This window comes from Pseudomonas sp. DWP3-1-3b3 (genome assembly GCF_049896305.1).
In the GTDB taxonomy this organism is placed as follows: domain Bacteria; phylum Pseudomonadota; class Gammaproteobacteria; order Pseudomonadales; family Pseudomonadaceae; genus Aquipseudomonas; species Aquipseudomonas azotoformans_A.
The window spans coordinates 466,773-481,656 of sequence record NZ_JAFCUA010000002.1; the positions used below are offsets into that span (position 1 = coordinate 466,773).

General features: G+C 61.8%; 15 protein-coding genes. 12 read left to right on the top strand and 3 right to left on the bottom strand.

The window, feature by feature from the left end; translation table 11 throughout:
* Positions 1-157: 157 nt before the first annotated feature.
* The 6 genes from ACP7BX_RS08575 to ACP7BX_RS08600 all read left to right on the top strand — a co-directional run bounded on the left by ACP7BX_RS08575 (position 158) and on the right by ACP7BX_RS08600 (position 5,452).
* Entirely contained in the window at positions 158-1,021 is an 864-nt protein-coding gene (locus ACP7BX_RS08575) for a YicC/YloC family endoribonuclease (protein ID WP_426127093.1), read from the top strand.
* Positions 1,022-1,031: 10 nt separating this feature from the next.
* Positions 1,032-1,652 (top strand): guanylate kinase, encoded by a 621-nt coding sequence (gmk, locus tag ACP7BX_RS08580; RefSeq protein ID WP_033901130.1) that lies wholly within the window; start codon positions 1,032-1,034, stop codon positions 1,650-1,652.
* A 167-nt stretch (positions 1,653-1,819) separates the two neighbouring features.
* On the top strand, positions 1,820-2,083 hold the full coding sequence (gene rpoZ / locus ACP7BX_RS08585) for a DNA-directed RNA polymerase subunit omega (RefSeq protein ID WP_003176920.1): 264 nt from the start codon (positions 1,820-1,822) through the stop codon (positions 2,081-2,083).
* A 60-nt stretch (positions 2,084-2,143) separates the two neighbouring features.
* A complete protein-coding gene (spoT, locus tag ACP7BX_RS08590; protein ID WP_016975931.1) occupies positions 2,144-4,249 on the top strand; it encodes a bifunctional GTP diphosphokinase/guanosine-3',5'-bis pyrophosphate 3'-pyrophosphohydrolase in 2,106 nt (701 codons plus the stop codon).
* A 22-nt stretch (positions 4,250-4,271) separates the two neighbouring features.
* Positions 4,272-4,652 (top strand): RidA family protein, encoded by a 381-nt coding sequence (locus tag ACP7BX_RS08595; protein ID WP_003176922.1) that lies wholly within the window; start codon positions 4,272-4,274, stop codon positions 4,650-4,652.
* Positions 4,653-4,708: 56 nt separating this feature from the next.
* Positions 4,709-5,452 (top strand): hypothetical protein, encoded by a 744-nt coding sequence (locus tag ACP7BX_RS08600; RefSeq protein ID WP_269132317.1) that lies wholly within the window; start codon positions 4,709-4,711, stop codon positions 5,450-5,452.
* 31 nt (positions 5,453-5,483) lie between these two features.
* On the opposite strand, the gene ACP7BX_RS08605 is transcribed toward ACP7BX_RS08600, so the two are convergent.
* The gene (locus ACP7BX_RS08605; protein WP_426127091.1) at positions 5,484-6,341 is read right to left on the bottom strand and encodes an SDR family oxidoreductase; all 858 of its coding nucleotides are present in this window, start codon (positions 6,339-6,341) and stop codon (positions 5,484-5,486) included.
* 187 nt (positions 6,342-6,528) lie between these two features.
* Here ACP7BX_RS08605 and exbB point away from each other — a divergent pair, with 187 nt between their 5' ends.
* The 6 genes from exbB to ACP7BX_RS08635 all read left to right on the top strand — a co-directional run bounded on the left by exbB (position 6,529) and on the right by ACP7BX_RS08635 (position 13,303).
* A complete protein-coding gene (gene exbB, locus ACP7BX_RS08610; RefSeq protein ID WP_177110794.1) occupies positions 6,529-7,500 on the top strand; it encodes a tonB-system energizer ExbB in 972 nt (323 codons plus the stop codon).
* Between the two features lie 6 nt (positions 7,501-7,506).
* A complete protein-coding gene (exbD, locus tag ACP7BX_RS08615; protein ID WP_003195519.1) occupies positions 7,507-7,932 on the top strand; it encodes a TonB system transport protein ExbD in 426 nt (141 codons plus the stop codon).
* Entirely contained in the window at positions 7,929-8,678 is a 750-nt protein-coding gene (locus tag ACP7BX_RS08620; RefSeq protein ID WP_016975935.1) for a TonB family protein, read from the top strand. Before exbD ends, ACP7BX_RS08620 begins: the two co-directional genes overlap by 4 nt.
* 142 nt (positions 8,679-8,820) lie before the next feature.
* Positions 8,821-9,741, top strand: a complete 921-nt coding sequence (locus ACP7BX_RS08625) for a hydrogen peroxide-inducible genes activator (protein ID WP_010207523.1) — start codon at positions 8,821-8,823, stop codon at positions 9,739-9,741.
* Between the two features lie 8 nt (positions 9,742-9,749).
* Positions 9,750-11,825, top strand: a complete 2,076-nt coding sequence (recG, locus tag ACP7BX_RS08630; RefSeq protein ID WP_426127088.1) for an ATP-dependent DNA helicase RecG — start codon at positions 9,750-9,752, stop codon at positions 11,823-11,825.
* Between the two features lie 77 nt (positions 11,826-11,902).
* The gene (locus ACP7BX_RS08635) at positions 11,903-13,303 is read left to right on the top strand and encodes an aminoacyl-tRNA deacylase and HDOD domain-containing protein (protein WP_426127086.1); all 1,401 of its coding nucleotides are present in this window, start codon (positions 11,903-11,905) and stop codon (positions 13,301-13,303) included.
* Between the two features lie 130 nt (positions 13,304-13,433).
* On the opposite strand, the gene ACP7BX_RS08640 is transcribed toward ACP7BX_RS08635, so the two are convergent.
* Together ACP7BX_RS08640 and tagQ are read right to left on the bottom strand one after the other, a co-directional pair.
* Positions 13,434-13,808, bottom strand: coding sequence for a hypothetical protein (locus tag ACP7BX_RS08640; protein WP_010207528.1), 375 nt, complete (start codon positions 13,806-13,808; stop codon positions 13,434-13,436).
* A gap of 124 nt (positions 13,809-13,932) precedes the next feature.
* Positions 13,933-14,862, bottom strand: a complete 930-nt coding sequence (tagQ, locus tag ACP7BX_RS08645) for a type VI secretion system-associated lipoprotein TagQ (protein WP_426127084.1) — start codon at positions 14,860-14,862, stop codon at positions 13,933-13,935.
* Between the last annotated feature and the right edge of the window lie 22 nt (positions 14,863-14,884).

A 14,884-nucleotide genomic window follows, 5' to 3' on the forward strand; every position in this document is an offset into this window, starting at 1 on the left:
ACTGCCGAGCATTATAGAGCCGCGAGCCGATTCGGGGCACTGCTAAAAAATCCGGTTACGAATGCTCGGGTTTGGGCGTGTCCGCCCCACTGCGCTACAATCCTGCGCCTTCTTAATCATCAGCCCGTGTTTGCGGGCTGCAACGCGAGGTACCTCCATGGTGCACAGCATGACCGCCTTCGCCCGCGTCGAAAAAGCCGGCGTCCAAGGCACCCTGAGCTGGGAATTGCGCTCGGTCAACAGCCGTTACCTGGAGCCGCACCTGCGCCTGCCGGAATCGTTTCGCGACCTCGAAGGCGCCGTGCGTGAAGCGCTGCGCCAGGGCATTTCCCGCGGCAAGCTGGAATGCACCCTGCGGTTTACCGAAGAAACCACCGGCAAAGCCTTGCAGATTGACCGCGATCGCGCCGCGCAACTGGTCGCCGCCGCCGAAACCATCGCCGGGCTGATCAAGCAGCCGGCCGCGCTCAACCCGCTGGAAGTGCTGGCCTGGCCCGGCGTGCTGGTGGCCGATGCTACCGACCCGCAAGCCCTCAACGCCGAAGCCCTCGCCCTGTTCAACCAAGGCCTCAAAGAGCTGAAAGCCGGCCGCGAGCGCGAGGGCGCCGAGCTGGCGCGCTTGATCAGCGAGCGCCTGACCGCCATCGAAGAAGACGTGGTCACCCTGCGTGAACTGGTGCCGCAGATGCTCGCCACCCAGCGCCAGAAGGTGCTCGACCGCTTCGCCGACATGAAGGCCGACCTCGACCCGACGCGCCTGGAACAGGAAATGGTCCTGCTCGCGCAGAAGAGCGACGTTGCCGAAGAACTCGATCGCCTGAGCACCCACATCCTCGAAGTACGCCGCGTGCTCAAGTCCGGCGGTGCCGCCGGTCGGCGTTTGGACTTCCTGATGCAGGAACTCAACCGCGAAGCCAATACACTCGGCTCCAAGGCGTTCGACCCGCGCAGCACCACGGCTGCGGTCAACCTCAAAGTGTTGATCGAGCAGATGCGCGAACAAGTACAGAATATTGAGTAAGGCAACCTCCATGACCCACAGCACCGGCACCCTGTACATCATTTCCGCCCCTTCGGGCGCGGGCAAAAGCAGCTTGGTCAAGGCCCTGACCGACGCTGACGAGCAGATCCGCATTTCGGTCTCCCACACCACCCGCGCCATGCGTCCGGGTGAGGTGAACGGCGAGCACTATCACTTCGTCGAGCGCACCGAGTTCGTCAAGATGATCGAACACGGCGACTTCCTGGAGCGTGCCGAAGTGTTCGGCAACCTCTACGGCACCTCGCAAAGCCACTTGCAGCAGACCCTGGATGAAGGCCACGACCTGATCCTGGAAATCGACTGGCAGGGCGCCGAGCAAGTCCGCAAGCTGATGCCGCAGGCGCGCTCGATCTTCATCCTGCCGCCTTCGCTGGAAGCTTTGCACCAGCGCCTGACCAACCGTGGCCAGGACAGTGACGAGATCATCGAAGGCCGCATGCGTGAAGCCGTCAGCGAAATGAGCCACTACGTCGACTACGACTACCTGATCATCAACGACGATTTTGCCCACGCACTGGACGATTTGAAGGCGATTTTCCGCACCAATCAGCTCCAGCAAAAGCGTCAACAGCAGCGTTTCGGCAAATTACTGGCCGAACTGCTCGGTTGATTGGCTCTTCCCAAAACCGCTGCAAGGGCTTTACATTGGCACTTGTAGCGGTTTTGCGAGGGTCTGCGAAAAATCAGCGCTTCCCTAAACGCTGGTGATTTTTTAAACTGTTTAGTCCGCTCGCCCAACCGGGCAGCGCGCATCTTGCATTCGCTCCGAGGAATACCATGGCCCGCGTAACCGTTGAAGACTGCCTAGAACACGTGGATAACCGCTTTGAGCTGGTCATGCTCTCTACCAAGCGTGCCCGTCAATTGGCCACTGGCGGCAAAGAGCCCCTGGTCCAGTGGGAAAACGACAAGCCTACCGTTGTAGCCCTGCGTGAAATCGCTGAAGGCCTGATGAGCTACGAGTTCATCGCCAACGCCGAAATCGTTGAAGACGAACCGCTGTTTGCAGCGTTCGAGGACGAGTCCAACGAGGCCGTCTAAGCCTATGCCTGGTCGACGTAGCACGGCGCGGGGTCACAGCCAACGGCAGGAGTTCACACTTTGCCGAGCATAGACGCCCTCGCCGATCGCTTATCGGCCTACCTCGGCCCAGACCAGGTCAACCTGGTCCGCCGAGCGTACTTCTACGCCGAACAAGCCCACGACGGCCAACGCCGCCGCAGTGGCGAGGCGTATGTCACCCATCCTCTTGCGGTGGCTAACATTCTTGCCGACATGCACATGGACCATCAGAGCCTGATGGCCGCGATGCTGCATGACGTGATCGAAGACACCGGCATCGCCAAGGAAGCGCTCAGCGCGCAATTTGGCGAAACCGTGGCCGAACTGGTCGACGGGGTCAGCAAACTGACCCAGATGAACTTCGAGACCAAGGCCGAAGCCCAGGCGGAAAACTTCCAGAAGATGGCCATGGCCATGGCCCGCGATATCCGCGTGATCCTGGTCAAGCTGGCCGACCGGCTGCACAACATGCGCACGCTGGAAGTGCTGTCCGGCGAAAAACGCCGGCGCATCGCCAAGGAAACCCTGGAAATCTACGCGCCCATCGCCAACCGGCTGGGCATGCACGCCATTCGTATCGAATTCGAAGACCTCGGCTTCAAGGCCATGCACCCGATGCGTTCGGCGCGCATCTACCAGGCGGTCAAGCGCGCCCGGGGCAATCGCAAGGAAATCGTCAACAAGATCGAAGAGTCGCTGAGCCATTGCCTGGCGATCGACGAGATCGAAGGCGAGGTCAGCGGCCGGCAGAAGCACATCTACGGCATCTACAAGAAGATGCGCGGCAAGCGTCGGGCCTTCAACGAGATCATGGACGTGTATGCGTTCCGGATCATCGTCGACAAGGTCGACACCTGCTACCGCGTGCTGGGCGCTGTACATAATTTGTACAAACCGCTGCCGGGGCGCTTCAAGGATTACATCGCGATTCCCAAGGCCAACGGCTATCAGTCGTTGCATACCACGTTGTTTGGTATGCACGGGGTGCCGATCGAGATCCAGATCCGTACCCGCGAAATGGAAGAGATGGCCAACAACGGCATCGCCGCCCATTGGCTGTACAAATCCAGTGGCGACGAACAGCCAAAAGGCACCCATGCCCGCGCCCGCCAGTGGGTCAAAGGCGTGCTGGAAATGCAGCAACGTGCCGGCAACTCCCTCGAATTTATCGAAAGCGTGAAGATCGACCTGTTCCCGGACGAGGTCTATGTGTTCACGCCCAAAGGCCGGATCATGGAGCTGCCCAAAGGCTCCACAGCGGTCGACTTTGCCTACGCCGTGCACACCGACGTGGGCAACAGCTGCATCGCCTGTCGGATCAATCGCCGTCTCGCACCGCTGTCAGAGCCGCTGCAAAGTGGCTCCACGGTCGAGATCGTCAGCGCACCGGGCGCACGCCCGAATCCGGCATGGCTGAACTTTGTGGTCACCGGCAAGGCGCGCACGCACATCCGTCACGCGCTGAAACTGCAGCGCCGCTCCGAATCCATCAGCCTGGGTGAACGCCTGCTGAACAAGGTGCTCAACGGTTTCGACAGCGCCTTGGACAAGATTCCTACAGAGCGCGTGCAGGCGATGCTCCACGAATATCGCCAGGAAACCATCGAAGACCTGCTGGAAGACATCGGCTTGGGCAACCGCATGGCCTACGTCGTCGCCCGCCGCCTGCTCGGCGAAGGCGAACAGTTGCCAAGCCCGGAAGGTCCGCTGGCGATTCGTGGCACCGAGGGCCTGGTGCTCAGCTACGCCAAGTGCTGCACGCCGATCCCGGGCGACCCGATTGTCGGCCACTTGTCGGCAGGCAAAGGCATGGTGGTGCACCTGGACAACTGCCGCAACATCACCGAGATCCGCCACAACCCGGAAAAATGCATCCAGCTCTCGTGGGCCAAGGATGTCACCGGCGAATTCAACGTCGAGCTGCGGGTGGAGCTGGAACACCAGCGCGGCCTGATCGCCCTGCTCGCCAGCAGCGTCAACGCGGCCGACGGCAATATCGAGAAAATCAGCATGGACGAGCGCGATGGCCGCATCAGCGTGGTCCAGTTGGTGGTCAGCGTTCACGACCGCGTGCACTTGGCCCGCGTGATCAAGAAACTGCGTGCCTTGACGGGTGTGATCCGTATCACTCGCATGCGCGCCTAAGCCACATTACAAGGAGTCATTCATGACCAAGACTGTTATCACCAGCGATAAAGCCCCGGCCGCCATCGGCACCTACTCCCAGGCGATCAAGGCTGGCAACACCGTCTACATGTCCGGCCAGATTCCACTGGACCCAAAGACCATGGAACTGGTTGAAGGCTTCGAAGCACAGACCGTGCAGGTCTTCGAAAACCTCAAGTCGGTGGCCGAGGCTGCCGGCGGTTCGTTCAAAGACATCGTCAAGCTGAACATCTTCCTCACCGACCTGAGCCACTTCGCCAAGGTCAACGAGATCATGGGCAAGTACTTCGAACAGCCGTACCCAGCCCGCGCCGCCATCGGCGTTGCGGCCCTGCCAAAGGGTGCGCAGGTTGAGATGGACGCGATTCTGGTCATCGAGTAAAACACCCGGCGCAGCCCCCATAGGCTGCGCCGACTTCGTTTTAAAAGGATTTCATGATGCGCAAAGCGCTTGTAGCCTCATCACTGCTCGCCCTGTTGCTCGGCGGCTGCGCCAGCAACCCTGCCGACCGGGATGTGAGCGGCACCTGGATCAACCAGGTCGCCATCGATGCGGCAGCCAAGGGCGGCCCTTTGCGTGAAGCCTTGCAGAGCTTTGGCCCGAACCTCGAATGGGAGGTCAATACCAAGGCCTCGCAGGCACGCTACTACAACGGTTTTGAAGTAGCGGAAGGCAAGTTGCTGGGTGAAAAATCTGGCGCCTGGAGTGTGGACTTCTACGGCAGCTCCGCCACCGAACTCAAGCGCAAAGGCAAACAACTGCTGCAAGTGGCCAACGACAACGAGCCTGAGCAGCTGTTTACCCGCCCCAAAGAGCCCGCACCGGAAGGCGCGCCACTGGGCGCAAACTTCGAGCGCGCACTGTACGCCGCTTATATGGGGGGCGACTGGAAGATCCTCGACGGCTTCGGCAGCGGCGCCATCGTGCAATTCCAGGCCAACGGCAAGGTCGCCGGCCTGCCGAATGTCGATCAGTACTCGCTATGCCTGGCGGGCGATTGCGCGTCCATGAGCGGTGGCTATGACAGTATCTGGCTGCAATTGAACGGCCAGGGCAACCCTTGGATTTTTGTGCGCAAGGGTAAGCAACTGGAGATCTTCCAGGCGATCAATACCGCGCAGGCGGATGAGGTGCCTTCGTTTACGCCAGGGCCTCGCCAGTGGCTGCTGGAAAAACAGTGATAAAAAAGGAGCCCTTGGGCTCCTTTTTCATTTAACGCTGGCCTTCGAGGATCGCTGCATAGCCTTCCCGATAACTCGGATACGTCGGCGTCCAGCCTAACGCCTTGGCTCGGGCATTGCTGCATTGCTTGCTGCCAGCACGCCGCACACTCGCGTCATCAGCCCATTCGGTCACGCCCAAGTACTCACGCAACCAATCCACCACCTCGGCCAACGGCGCCGGCGCATCGTCGACGCCGATGTAGACCTTGTCCAGCAAACCGCCCTTTTCCACATGCCGCAACAAAAACGCCAGCAAACCCGCCGCGTCTTCCGCGTGAATGCGGTTGCCATATAAAGGTGGGTCGATGGCCACGCGGTAGCCTTGGCGAACCTGAGTCAGCAGCCATTCGCGACCCGGGCCATAGATACCCGTAAGACGCACAATGCTCGCCGGAATACCGCTGTCGAGTGCGACTTGCTCGGCTTCCAGCATCACCTGCCCAGAATAACCCTTCGCCTGCGTCTCCGACGTTTCGTCGACCCATTCGCCATTCTGCTGCCCGTAGACGCTGCTGCTGGACACAAACAGCAGGTGTTTCGGCTCCTGGCCGTAATCGCCCAGCCACTCCAGCACATGTTTCAGCCCTTCTACATAAGCAGCGCGATAGCCGGCTTCGTCATGGTCCGTCGCAGCCGCGCAGTACACCAGGTAATCCACCCCGCCGATCGGCCAGGTGTCGGGGCAGTCCTTGTTGAACAGGTCACCGGCGATGCCGATCACCCCGTCGGGCAGCCGCGAAATATCGCGACGCAGGCCATGGACCTCCCATTCCGAGGCGAGCAACTGGCTGGCCAGCCGGCTCCCCACATCGCCACATCCGGCAATCACAACAGAAGGCGCAGACATCACAAAACTCCGTACTGAAAGGTCTAGGTTAGCCTTCGCAGATGACAGACGGCCAGAAAAAGCACAAATAAAGTTACTGTATTACTTCTGTTAACAAGAATTACTTGCAATAATAACCGCCCATTTGTCCTCGACCCTCTGGGTCTGGAAGGACGATCACTCATTTTTTCTCTCAGGTCCGGCCAGCATGACACGTAATACAACCCCCGCTTCGCCAACCAAGCTTCACAGCCCATCCCGCGCCTGGCGCGCGATTGCTGCGCTGCTGTTCAGCGTACTGCTGGCACCGACCGCCGCATTCGCTGATGCCACCGCACCCGCTACCCCGGCTGCCGCCGAGCAAAACGCCGCGGCACCGGCCGCAGCGCCCGCCGCCACCGACCCGGCCCTGGCAGCTGACCCAGCCGCCGCCGACGACACCGGTGTGGTGCTGGAAGAAGACAACACCCTGGGCATGGCCCATGACCTGTCGCCGTGGGGCATGTACCAGAATGCTGACGTGGTGGTGAAAGCCGTGATGATCGGCCTGGCCATCGCCTCGATCATCACCTGGACCATCTGGATCGCCAAGGGCTTCGAGCTGCTGGGCGCCAAACGTCGTCTGCGCACTGAAATCGTCCACCTGAAAAAGGCCACCACCCTCAAGGAAGCCAGCGAAAGCGCGACCAAGAAGGGCACCCTGGCCAATACCCTGGTGCACGACGCGCTGGAAGAAATGCGCCTATCCGCCAACACCCGCGAAAAAGAAGGCATCAAGGAACGTGTTGCCTTCCGCCTGGAGCGCCTGGTGGCGGCCTGCGGCCGTAACATGAGCAGCGGTACCGGCGTGCTGGCAACCATCGGTTCCACCGCGCCGTTCGTCGGCTTGTTCGGTACCGTGTGGGGCATCATGAACAGCTTCATCGGCATCGCCAAAACCCAGACCACCAACCTTGCCGTCGTTGCCCCTGGCATCGCCGAAGCCCTGCTGGCAACGGCCCTGGGCCTGGTTGCCGCGATTCCTGCGGTGGTGATCTACAACGTCTTCGCCCGTTCGATTGCCGGCTACAAGGCCCAGGTATCGGACGCGTCGGCAGAAGTCCTGCTGCTGGTCAGCCGCGACCTCGATCACCTGCCTACCGAGCGCAGCTCGCAACCGCACATGGTGAAAGTGGGGTAATCGGCCATGGGCCTGCATTTGAATCAAGGCGACGACGAACTCGTCGAGAACCACGAAATCAACGTCACGCCGTTTATCGACGTGATGCTGGTGCTGCTGATCATCTTCATGGTGGCGGCACCGTTGGCGACCGTGGACATCAAGGTTGACCTGCCCGCGTCCAGCGCAAAACCTGCGCCACGGCCAGAGAAACCGATCTTCCTCAGCGTCAAGGCGGACCAACGCCTGTTCCTGGGCGAAGAAGAAGTCAAAGCTGAAACCCTGGGGCCGGTGCTCGACGCCAAGACCCAAGGCAAGAAAGACACGACGATCTTCTTCCAGGCTGACAAGGGCGTGGACTACGGCGACCTGATGAGCGTGATGGATGCCCTGCGGGCAGCCGGCTACCTCAAGGTCGGCCTGGTCGGACTTGAGACGGCAGCCAAGAAATGATCACGACGCGCCACAAACTGACGCGTTATGGCACCAGCCTCGCCGTCGTACTGGGCGTGCATGCCGTCGCGATCGCTATCGCGCTACATTGGTCCGCGCCGCGCACGGTGCAGTTGCCACCGGCTGCCATGGTCATCGACCTGGCACCGATGCCAGCCCCGCCACCGCCAGCGCCGCCCAAGGTGGTAACGCCGCCGCAACCGCCTGCACCGGTGGAAGAGCTGCCCCTGCCGAAACTGGCCGAGGCGCCCAAGCCAACGATCCAGGTGCCCAAGCCGGTCAAGCCCAAGCCTAAACCGCAGCCGCCCAAGCCTGTGGAGAAGAAGATCGAGCCGCCCAAGGAGAAACCCTCCGAGGATCCGCCGAGCGACGCTCCGCCGACCCAGGCACCGGCTGAGAAATCGGCCCAACCTGTACCAGGCCCTTCTCCGCAGCAGATCGCAGCGAAGGCTTCCTGGGAAGGCACCCTGCTGGCGCACTTGCAGAAGTACAAGAAGTACCCGCCAGGCGCCCAGGCCCGTGGCAAGGAAGGCTTGAACCGCCTGAAGTTCGTGGTGGATGCCGAAGGCAACGTGCTGTCCTACGAGTTGGTGGGCCGCTCCGGCAACGCCGACCTGGACCGCGCCACACTGGACATGATCCGTCGTGCCCAGCCGCTGCCCAAGCCGCCGGCAGACATGCTCAAAGGCGGCAGCATCGAGATCGTTGCACCGTTCGTGTACAACATCGAGAAGCGTCGTCGCTGAAAATAACGGTGGTGAGGGGCAATCCTCACCACCTTCAGCAAAATCTGCGTAACTCCCCACTCAATCCCCAGCAAAGTTCTGATAACGTGCGTCTATCGATTGCAGCCGGTATGCTTGGCCCGCAACCTCATGGACGCCCGCTATGACTCTTACAGAATTACGCTACATCGTTACCCTCGCCCAAGAGCAGCACTTCGGCCACGCGGCCGAGCGTTGCCATGTCAGCCAGCCGACGCTGTCGGTGGGCGTGAAAAAGCTTGAAGACGAACTCGGTGTGCTGATTTTCGAGCGCAGCAAGAGCGCCGTGCGCCTGACGCCTGTGGGCGAAGGCATTGTGGCCCAGGCCCAGAAGGTACTGGAGCAAGCGCAGAGCATTCGCGAACTGGCCCAGGCCGGCAAGAACCAGCTGACTGCACCGCTCAAAGTCGGCGCCATCTACACCGTAGGCCCGTACCTCTTCCCGCACCTGATCCCGCAGTTGCACCGCGTCGCGCCGCAGATGCCGCTGTATATCGAAGAAAATTTCACCCACGTACTGCGCGACAAACTGCGCAACGGCGAGCTGGACGCGATCATCATCGCCCTGCCGTTCAACGAGGCGGACGTGCTGACACTGCCGCTCTACGACGAGCCGTTCCAGGTGCTGATGCCGGCCGACCACCCGTGGACCAAAAAAGACACCATTGACGCCGCCCTGCTCAACGACAAGAGCCTGCTGCTGCTCGGCGAAGGCCACTGCTTCCGCGACCAGGTCCTGGAAGCCTGCCCGACCCTGACCAAGGGCAACGACGGCGCCAAGCACACCACCGTGGAATCCAGCTCCCTGGAAACCATTCGCCACATGGTCGCGTCCGGCCTGGGTATTTCGATCCTGCCGCTGTCGGCAGTGGACAGCCATCACTACGCCCCCGGCGTGATCGAAGTGCGCCCACTGACACCGCCAGTGCCATTCCGCACCGTGGCGATCGCCTGGCGCGCCAGCTTCCCACGGCCGAAAGCGATTGAGATCCTCGCCGATTCGATCCGCCTGTGCTCGGTGGCCAAGCCGACGGCTGCGAGCTAAGCAACGGTATGACTGAGCTGTCGCAGGTGTCGGTGACGGCACTCAAGGGTGTCGGTGAAGCCATGGCCGAGAAGTTGGCCAAGGTCGGCCTGGAAAACCTCCAGGACGTGTTGTTCCACCTGCCCCTGCGCTATCAGGACCGCACCCGCGTCGTGCCCATCGGCCAGTTGCGCCCTGGGCAAGATGCGGTGATCGAAGGCACCGTGAGCGGTGCCGATGTGGTGATGGGCAAGCGCCGCAGCCTGGTGGTGCGCCTGCAGGACGGCACCGGTGGCCTGAGCCTGCGCTTCTACCATTTCAGCAACGCGCAGAAGGAAGGGCTCAAGCGCGGCACCCGCGTGCGCTGCTACGGCGAAGCACGGCCCGGCGCCTCGGGTCTTGAGATCTATCACCCGGAATACCGCGCCATCACCGGCGATGAACCGCCGCCAGTCGACACCACGCTCACACCAATCTACCCGCTCACCGAAGGCCTGACCCAACAACGCCTGCGCCAGTTGTGCATGCAGACACTGACGATGCTCGGACCGAAAAGCCTGCCCGACTGGCTGCCGCTGGAGCTGGCCCGCGACTATCAGCTGGCGTCGCTGGACGACGCGATTCGCTACTTGCATCACCCGCCTGCCGATGCTGATGTCGACGAGCTGGCGCTGGGTCACCACTGGGCACAGCATCGCTTGGCCTTTGAAGAACTGCTGACCCACCAACTGTCCCAGCAGCGCCTGCGCGAAAGCATGCGCTCCCTGCGTGCACCGGCCATGCCCAAGGCCACGCGGTTGCCTGCGCAGTACCTGGCCAACCTCGGCTTTGCGCCGACCGGTGCCCAGCAACGCGTCGGCAACGAAATCGCCTACGACTTAAGCCAACAGGAACCCATGCTGCGCCTGATCCAGGGCGATGTTGGCGCAGGCAAGACCGTGGTCGCCGCCCTCGCCGCCCTGCAAGCGCTGGAAGCCGGTTACCAAGTGGCGTTGATGGCGCCCACCGAGATTCTTGCCGAGCAGCACTTCATCACCTTCAAGCGCTGGCTTGAACCGCTGGGCCTGGAGGTGGCGTGGCTGGCCGGCAAGCTCAAGGGCAAGGTGCGCGCAGCGGCACTCGAACAGATTGCCGGCGGCGCGCCGATGGTCGTCGGCACCCACGCGCTGTTTCAGGATGAAGTGCGGTTCAAGAACCTTGCGCTGGTGATCATTGACGAACAGCACCGTTTCGGCGTGCAACAACGCCTCGCCCTGCGACAGAAAGGCGTGGGCGGGCGCATGAACCCGCACCAACTGATCATGACCGCCACGCCGATCCCGCGCACCCTGGCCATGAGCGCCTACGCCGACCTCGACACCTCGATCCTCGACGAACTGCCACCCGGCCGGACACCGGTCAACACCGTGCTGGTCACCGACACCCGACGTGTCGAAGTGATCGAGCGCGTGCGCGGCGCCTGCGCCGAAGGGCGCCAGGCGTACTGGGTGTGCACGCTGATTGAAGAGTCCGAAGAGCTGACGTGCCAAGCGGCCGAAACCACCTTTGAGGACCTCACCAGCGCCTTGGGCGAGCTCAAGGTCGGCTTGATCCATGGCCGCATGAAGCCGGCTGAAAAAGCCGCCGTGATGGCCGAATTCAAGGCCGGCAACCTGCAACTGTTGGTGGCAACCACGGTGATCGAAGTCGGCGTGGACGTGCCCAACGCCAGCCTGATGATCATCGAAAACCCTGAGCGCCTGGGCCTGGCGCAACTGCACCAGTTGCGCGGCCGTGTCGGCCGGGGCAGTGCCGCCAGCCATTGCGTGCTGCTCTACCATCCGCCACTGTCGCAGATCGGCCGCCAGCGCCTGGGCATCATGCGCGAAACCAACGACGGGTTTGTCATCGCCGAAAAAGACCTGGAGCTGCGTGGCCCCGGTGAAATGCTCGGCACTCGCCAGACCGGCCTGCTGCAATTCAAGGTCGCTGACCTGATGCGCGACGCTGACCTGCTGCCGGCCGTGCGCGATGCAGCGCAAGCGTTGCTCGAACGTTGGCCGGATCATGTCAGCCCGTTGCTGGATCGCTGGCTACGCCATGGGCAGCAATACGGCCAAGTGTGACGCCTGACTCACTTAGTCGACCAACAGTTGTATCAAGCTGGTTATACTTCGTGGACTGTAAGAAATTGGATCAGGCCATGTCAGAAGTTGCCCTCGCCACAGCCCCACTGACCGCCCCGCCGGTCATTCGGGCTCTGCTCGCAAAACTCGCCATCCCCTACACGGAAGTCACCGACCTACCGGGCCTGAATCCTGCGCGAAAGGTCCAGGCCGTGCTGTTGGAAGACGCGGTGGGCGCACTGATGGTGCTGTTCCCGCAGAACCAGTTGCTCGACCTCAACCGCCTCGCCGAACTCACCGGTCGACGCCTCACGGCGGTGTCACCGGACCGCGTCGAACGCATGCTGGGCAAGCACGAACTCAGCCTGCTGCCGGGCCTGCCGCCGCTCACCAGTTCCCCGTGCCTGTATGAAGGCAGCCTGCTCAACGAGCCAAGCCTGCTGGTGCACTCGGGTGAGGCAGGCCTGTTGCTGGAGATCTCCAGCGACGCCTTCAAGACGATGCTCACCAAGGCCAGCGCCGGCCACTTCGGCGAGCCGTTGAGCAACATCCGCCCCAACCTCGACCGTCCCAATGATGACCGTGAGGAAATCACCCAGGCGATGCAGGCGTTCACCGCCCGCCGCATCCAGCAACGCCTGGAAGCGACCATCGAGATTCCACCGCTGGCCGACACGGCACAGAAGATCATCAAGCTGCGTGTCGACCCGAATGCCACCATTGATGACATCACCGGCGTGGTCGAAACCGACCCCGCCCTGGCTGCGCAAGTCGTGAGCTGGGCCGCGTCGCCCTACTACGCATCGCCAGGCAAGATCCGCTCCGTGGAAGACGCCATCGTGCGCGTGCTGGGCTTCGACCTGGTGATCAACCTGGCGCTGGGCCTGGCCCTGGGCAAGACCTTGAGCCTGCCCAAGGACCATCCGCACCAGTCCACGCCGTACTGGCACCAGTCAATCTACACTGCCGCCGTGATCGAAGGCCTGACCCGCGCCATGCCGCGCGCCCAGCGCCCGGAAGCCGGCCTGACCTACCTCGCCGGCCTGCTGCACAATTTCGGTTACCTGCTGCTGGCCCACGTGTTCCCGCCGCACTTCTCGCTGATCTGCCGTCACCTGGAGGTCAACCCGCACCTGTGCCACAGCTATGTCGAGCAACACTTGCTGGGTATCAGCCGCGAGCAGATTGGCGCCTGGCTGATGCGCTACTGGGACATGCCGGATGAGTTATCCACAGCGCTGCGCTTCCAGCATGACCCGACCTACGATGGTCAGTACGCGGAGTATCCGAACCTGGTGTGCCTGGCGGTGCGCTTGTTGCGCAGCCGTGGGATTGGCTCCGGGCCGGATGAAGCAATTCCGGATGCGCTGCTTGAGCGTCTGGGGCTGACGCGGGACAAGGCTGAGGAAGTGGTGGGCAAAGTGCTGGATGCCGAGGTGTTGTTGCGTGAGCTGGCCTCGCAGTTCAGTCAGGCCTGATTCTGTAGCCTGTTAAACCGCTTTCGCGAGCAAGCCCGCCCCCACATTTAACCGAGTTCCAACATGAGAATGCGGTCGAATGTGGGAGCGGGCTTGCTCGCGAAGAGTCCACCTCGGTCTACCTGTAAGACTACTTCTTTTTCTTCGGCTTCAAATACTTGGTCAACCCCTGGAACCAGATCACCAGCGCCGGGTTGCCCTTGATCTGGATCGACTTGTCCTGAATCCCCGTCATGAACGCCAGTTGCTTGTTCTTCGCCTGCATCGTGGCGAAGCCGTAGGCGGCATCTTTGAAGGCGATGGCGAACGCCGGCGACGGGTGAACACCCGAGCGGCTGGTGATGCGTTGGTCTTTGACGATGAAGTGACGGGCAACCTTGCCGTCGAGGGTCTGCAACTGGAACGCCAGGTCTTTATCGCCCAACTGTTGCTGGAAGGCAGGATTGGTGCGGCTGGCTTTGCCCATCATCAGGCCCAGCACCCACAGGAGAAGACGAAATTTCATGCACACGGCCTCGGTGTAATTATTGAGTGGCCGCAGCAGTTTAACGATTTGCAAAAAGAACGCCACCGATCTTGCGCATTAGCGGAAGATCGGCTGGCGTTTGACGCTTATAGCAGCATGTTGCTTAAACGTTCGGGCACGGCACGGGCGCCCAGTCGGCCAGGTTAGGATCGCGGCAGGTGCCTTCGATCTGTGCCTTACCGGCGCTGGCAACCTGCTTGCTTTCAGCTTGCTTGGCCTGGACGGTCTGGATGCTCTTCTCGGTGGTCACCGCTTCTTTCGGCACAACCGGCAGGTCCTTCTTCTTCGCGACTTTCGGTGGAGTCTTGCCACCCTTCTTGGCCGGAACGACCGCAGGGGCTACGTCTGCCTGGGCGACGATCACCACGTCATTACGCTGCACACCCACTTGTTGCAGGTCTTTTTCGTAGGCCTGGGTGTAGTTGTTCAGGTCTTCGCTGGCTTTGCCGTTGACCGCGACGATCAGGTCATTGGATTCCTTCAGGCCGGACACGATTTCCGCCAGGCGCTTGCGGCCTTCGGTGTCGTTGACGGTCTTGGCCTTGCGGTCAGCCACCAGCTTGGTGAATGCGCTCTGGTAGCACTGCTGCGACGCTTTGGCGTAGGCGGTGCTGCGGTCGATGTCGGAGGCGCTTTTGTTGAAGTCGGTGGAGTAAGAGGCGATGCGCTGGTTGTCATCACTGATTTGCTTCTGACGCTCAGTGTAGTAACCCGCCGCGCCGCCGGCCAATGCGCCACCCGCTGCGCCGATGGCGGCGTTACGGCCACGCTTGTCGGAGTCGCCGGTCAGGGCGCCCAGCAGGGCACCGCCAGCGGCGCCAATGGCCGCGCCGGTCACGACCGACTTGGTCATGTCCGAATCGGTCGCGCGCAGGTGCTGCACCGGCTCGTAGCAGTTCGGGTAGTACTCGACCTTGGTGCTCGACGCGACCTTGGAGGCCGGCGACGTGGCGCAACCAGTCAACACAGTGCTGAAACCGGCCGCGATCAGCAGCAAGTGACGCTTGGAAACCGCCTTACGGGAAAAAAGCATAGGTGTGTTCTCGTTTAAGTTT

Coding starts and splice junctions, on each gene's coding strand:
- ACP7BX_RS08575 (WP_426127093.1), top strand. CDS start 158: ATGGTGCACAGCATGACCGCCTTCGCCCGCGTCGAAAAAGCCGGCGTC.
- gmk (WP_033901130.1), top strand. CDS start 1,032: ATGACCCACAGCACCGGCACCCTGTACATCATTTCCGCCCCTTCGGGC.
- rpoZ (WP_003176920.1), top strand. CDS start 1,820: ATGGCCCGCGTAACCGTTGAAGACTGCCTAGAACACGTGGATAACCGC.
- ACP7BX_RS08595 (WP_003176922.1), top strand. CDS start 4,272: ATGACCAAGACTGTTATCACCAGCGATAAAGCCCCGGCCGCCATCGGC.
- ACP7BX_RS08600 (WP_269132317.1), top strand. CDS start 4,709: ATGCGCAAAGCGCTTGTAGCCTCATCACTGCTCGCCCTGTTGCTCGGC.
- ACP7BX_RS08605 (WP_426127091.1), bottom strand. CDS start 6,341: ATGTCTGCGCCTTCTGTTGTGATTGCCGGATGTGGCGATGTGGGGAGC.
- exbB (WP_177110794.1), top strand. CDS start 6,529: ATGACACGTAATACAACCCCCGCTTCGCCAACCAAGCTTCACAGCCCA.
- exbD (WP_003195519.1), top strand. CDS start 7,507: ATGGGCCTGCATTTGAATCAAGGCGACGACGAACTCGTCGAGAACCAC.
- ACP7BX_RS08620 (WP_016975935.1), top strand. CDS start 7,929: ATGATCACGACGCGCCACAAACTGACGCGTTATGGCACCAGCCTCGCC.
- ACP7BX_RS08625 (WP_010207523.1), top strand. CDS start 8,821: ATGACTCTTACAGAATTACGCTACATCGTTACCCTCGCCCAAGAGCAG.
- recG (WP_426127088.1), top strand. CDS start 9,750: ATGACTGAGCTGTCGCAGGTGTCGGTGACGGCACTCAAGGGTGTCGGT.
- ACP7BX_RS08635 (WP_426127086.1), top strand. CDS start 11,903: ATGTCAGAAGTTGCCCTCGCCACAGCCCCACTGACCGCCCCGCCGGTC.
- ACP7BX_RS08640 (WP_010207528.1), bottom strand. CDS start 13,808: ATGAAATTTCGTCTTCTCCTGTGGGTGCTGGGCCTGATGATGGGCAAA.
- tagQ (WP_426127084.1), bottom strand. CDS start 14,862: ATGCTTTTTTCCCGTAAGGCGGTTTCCAAGCGTCACTTGCTGCTGATC.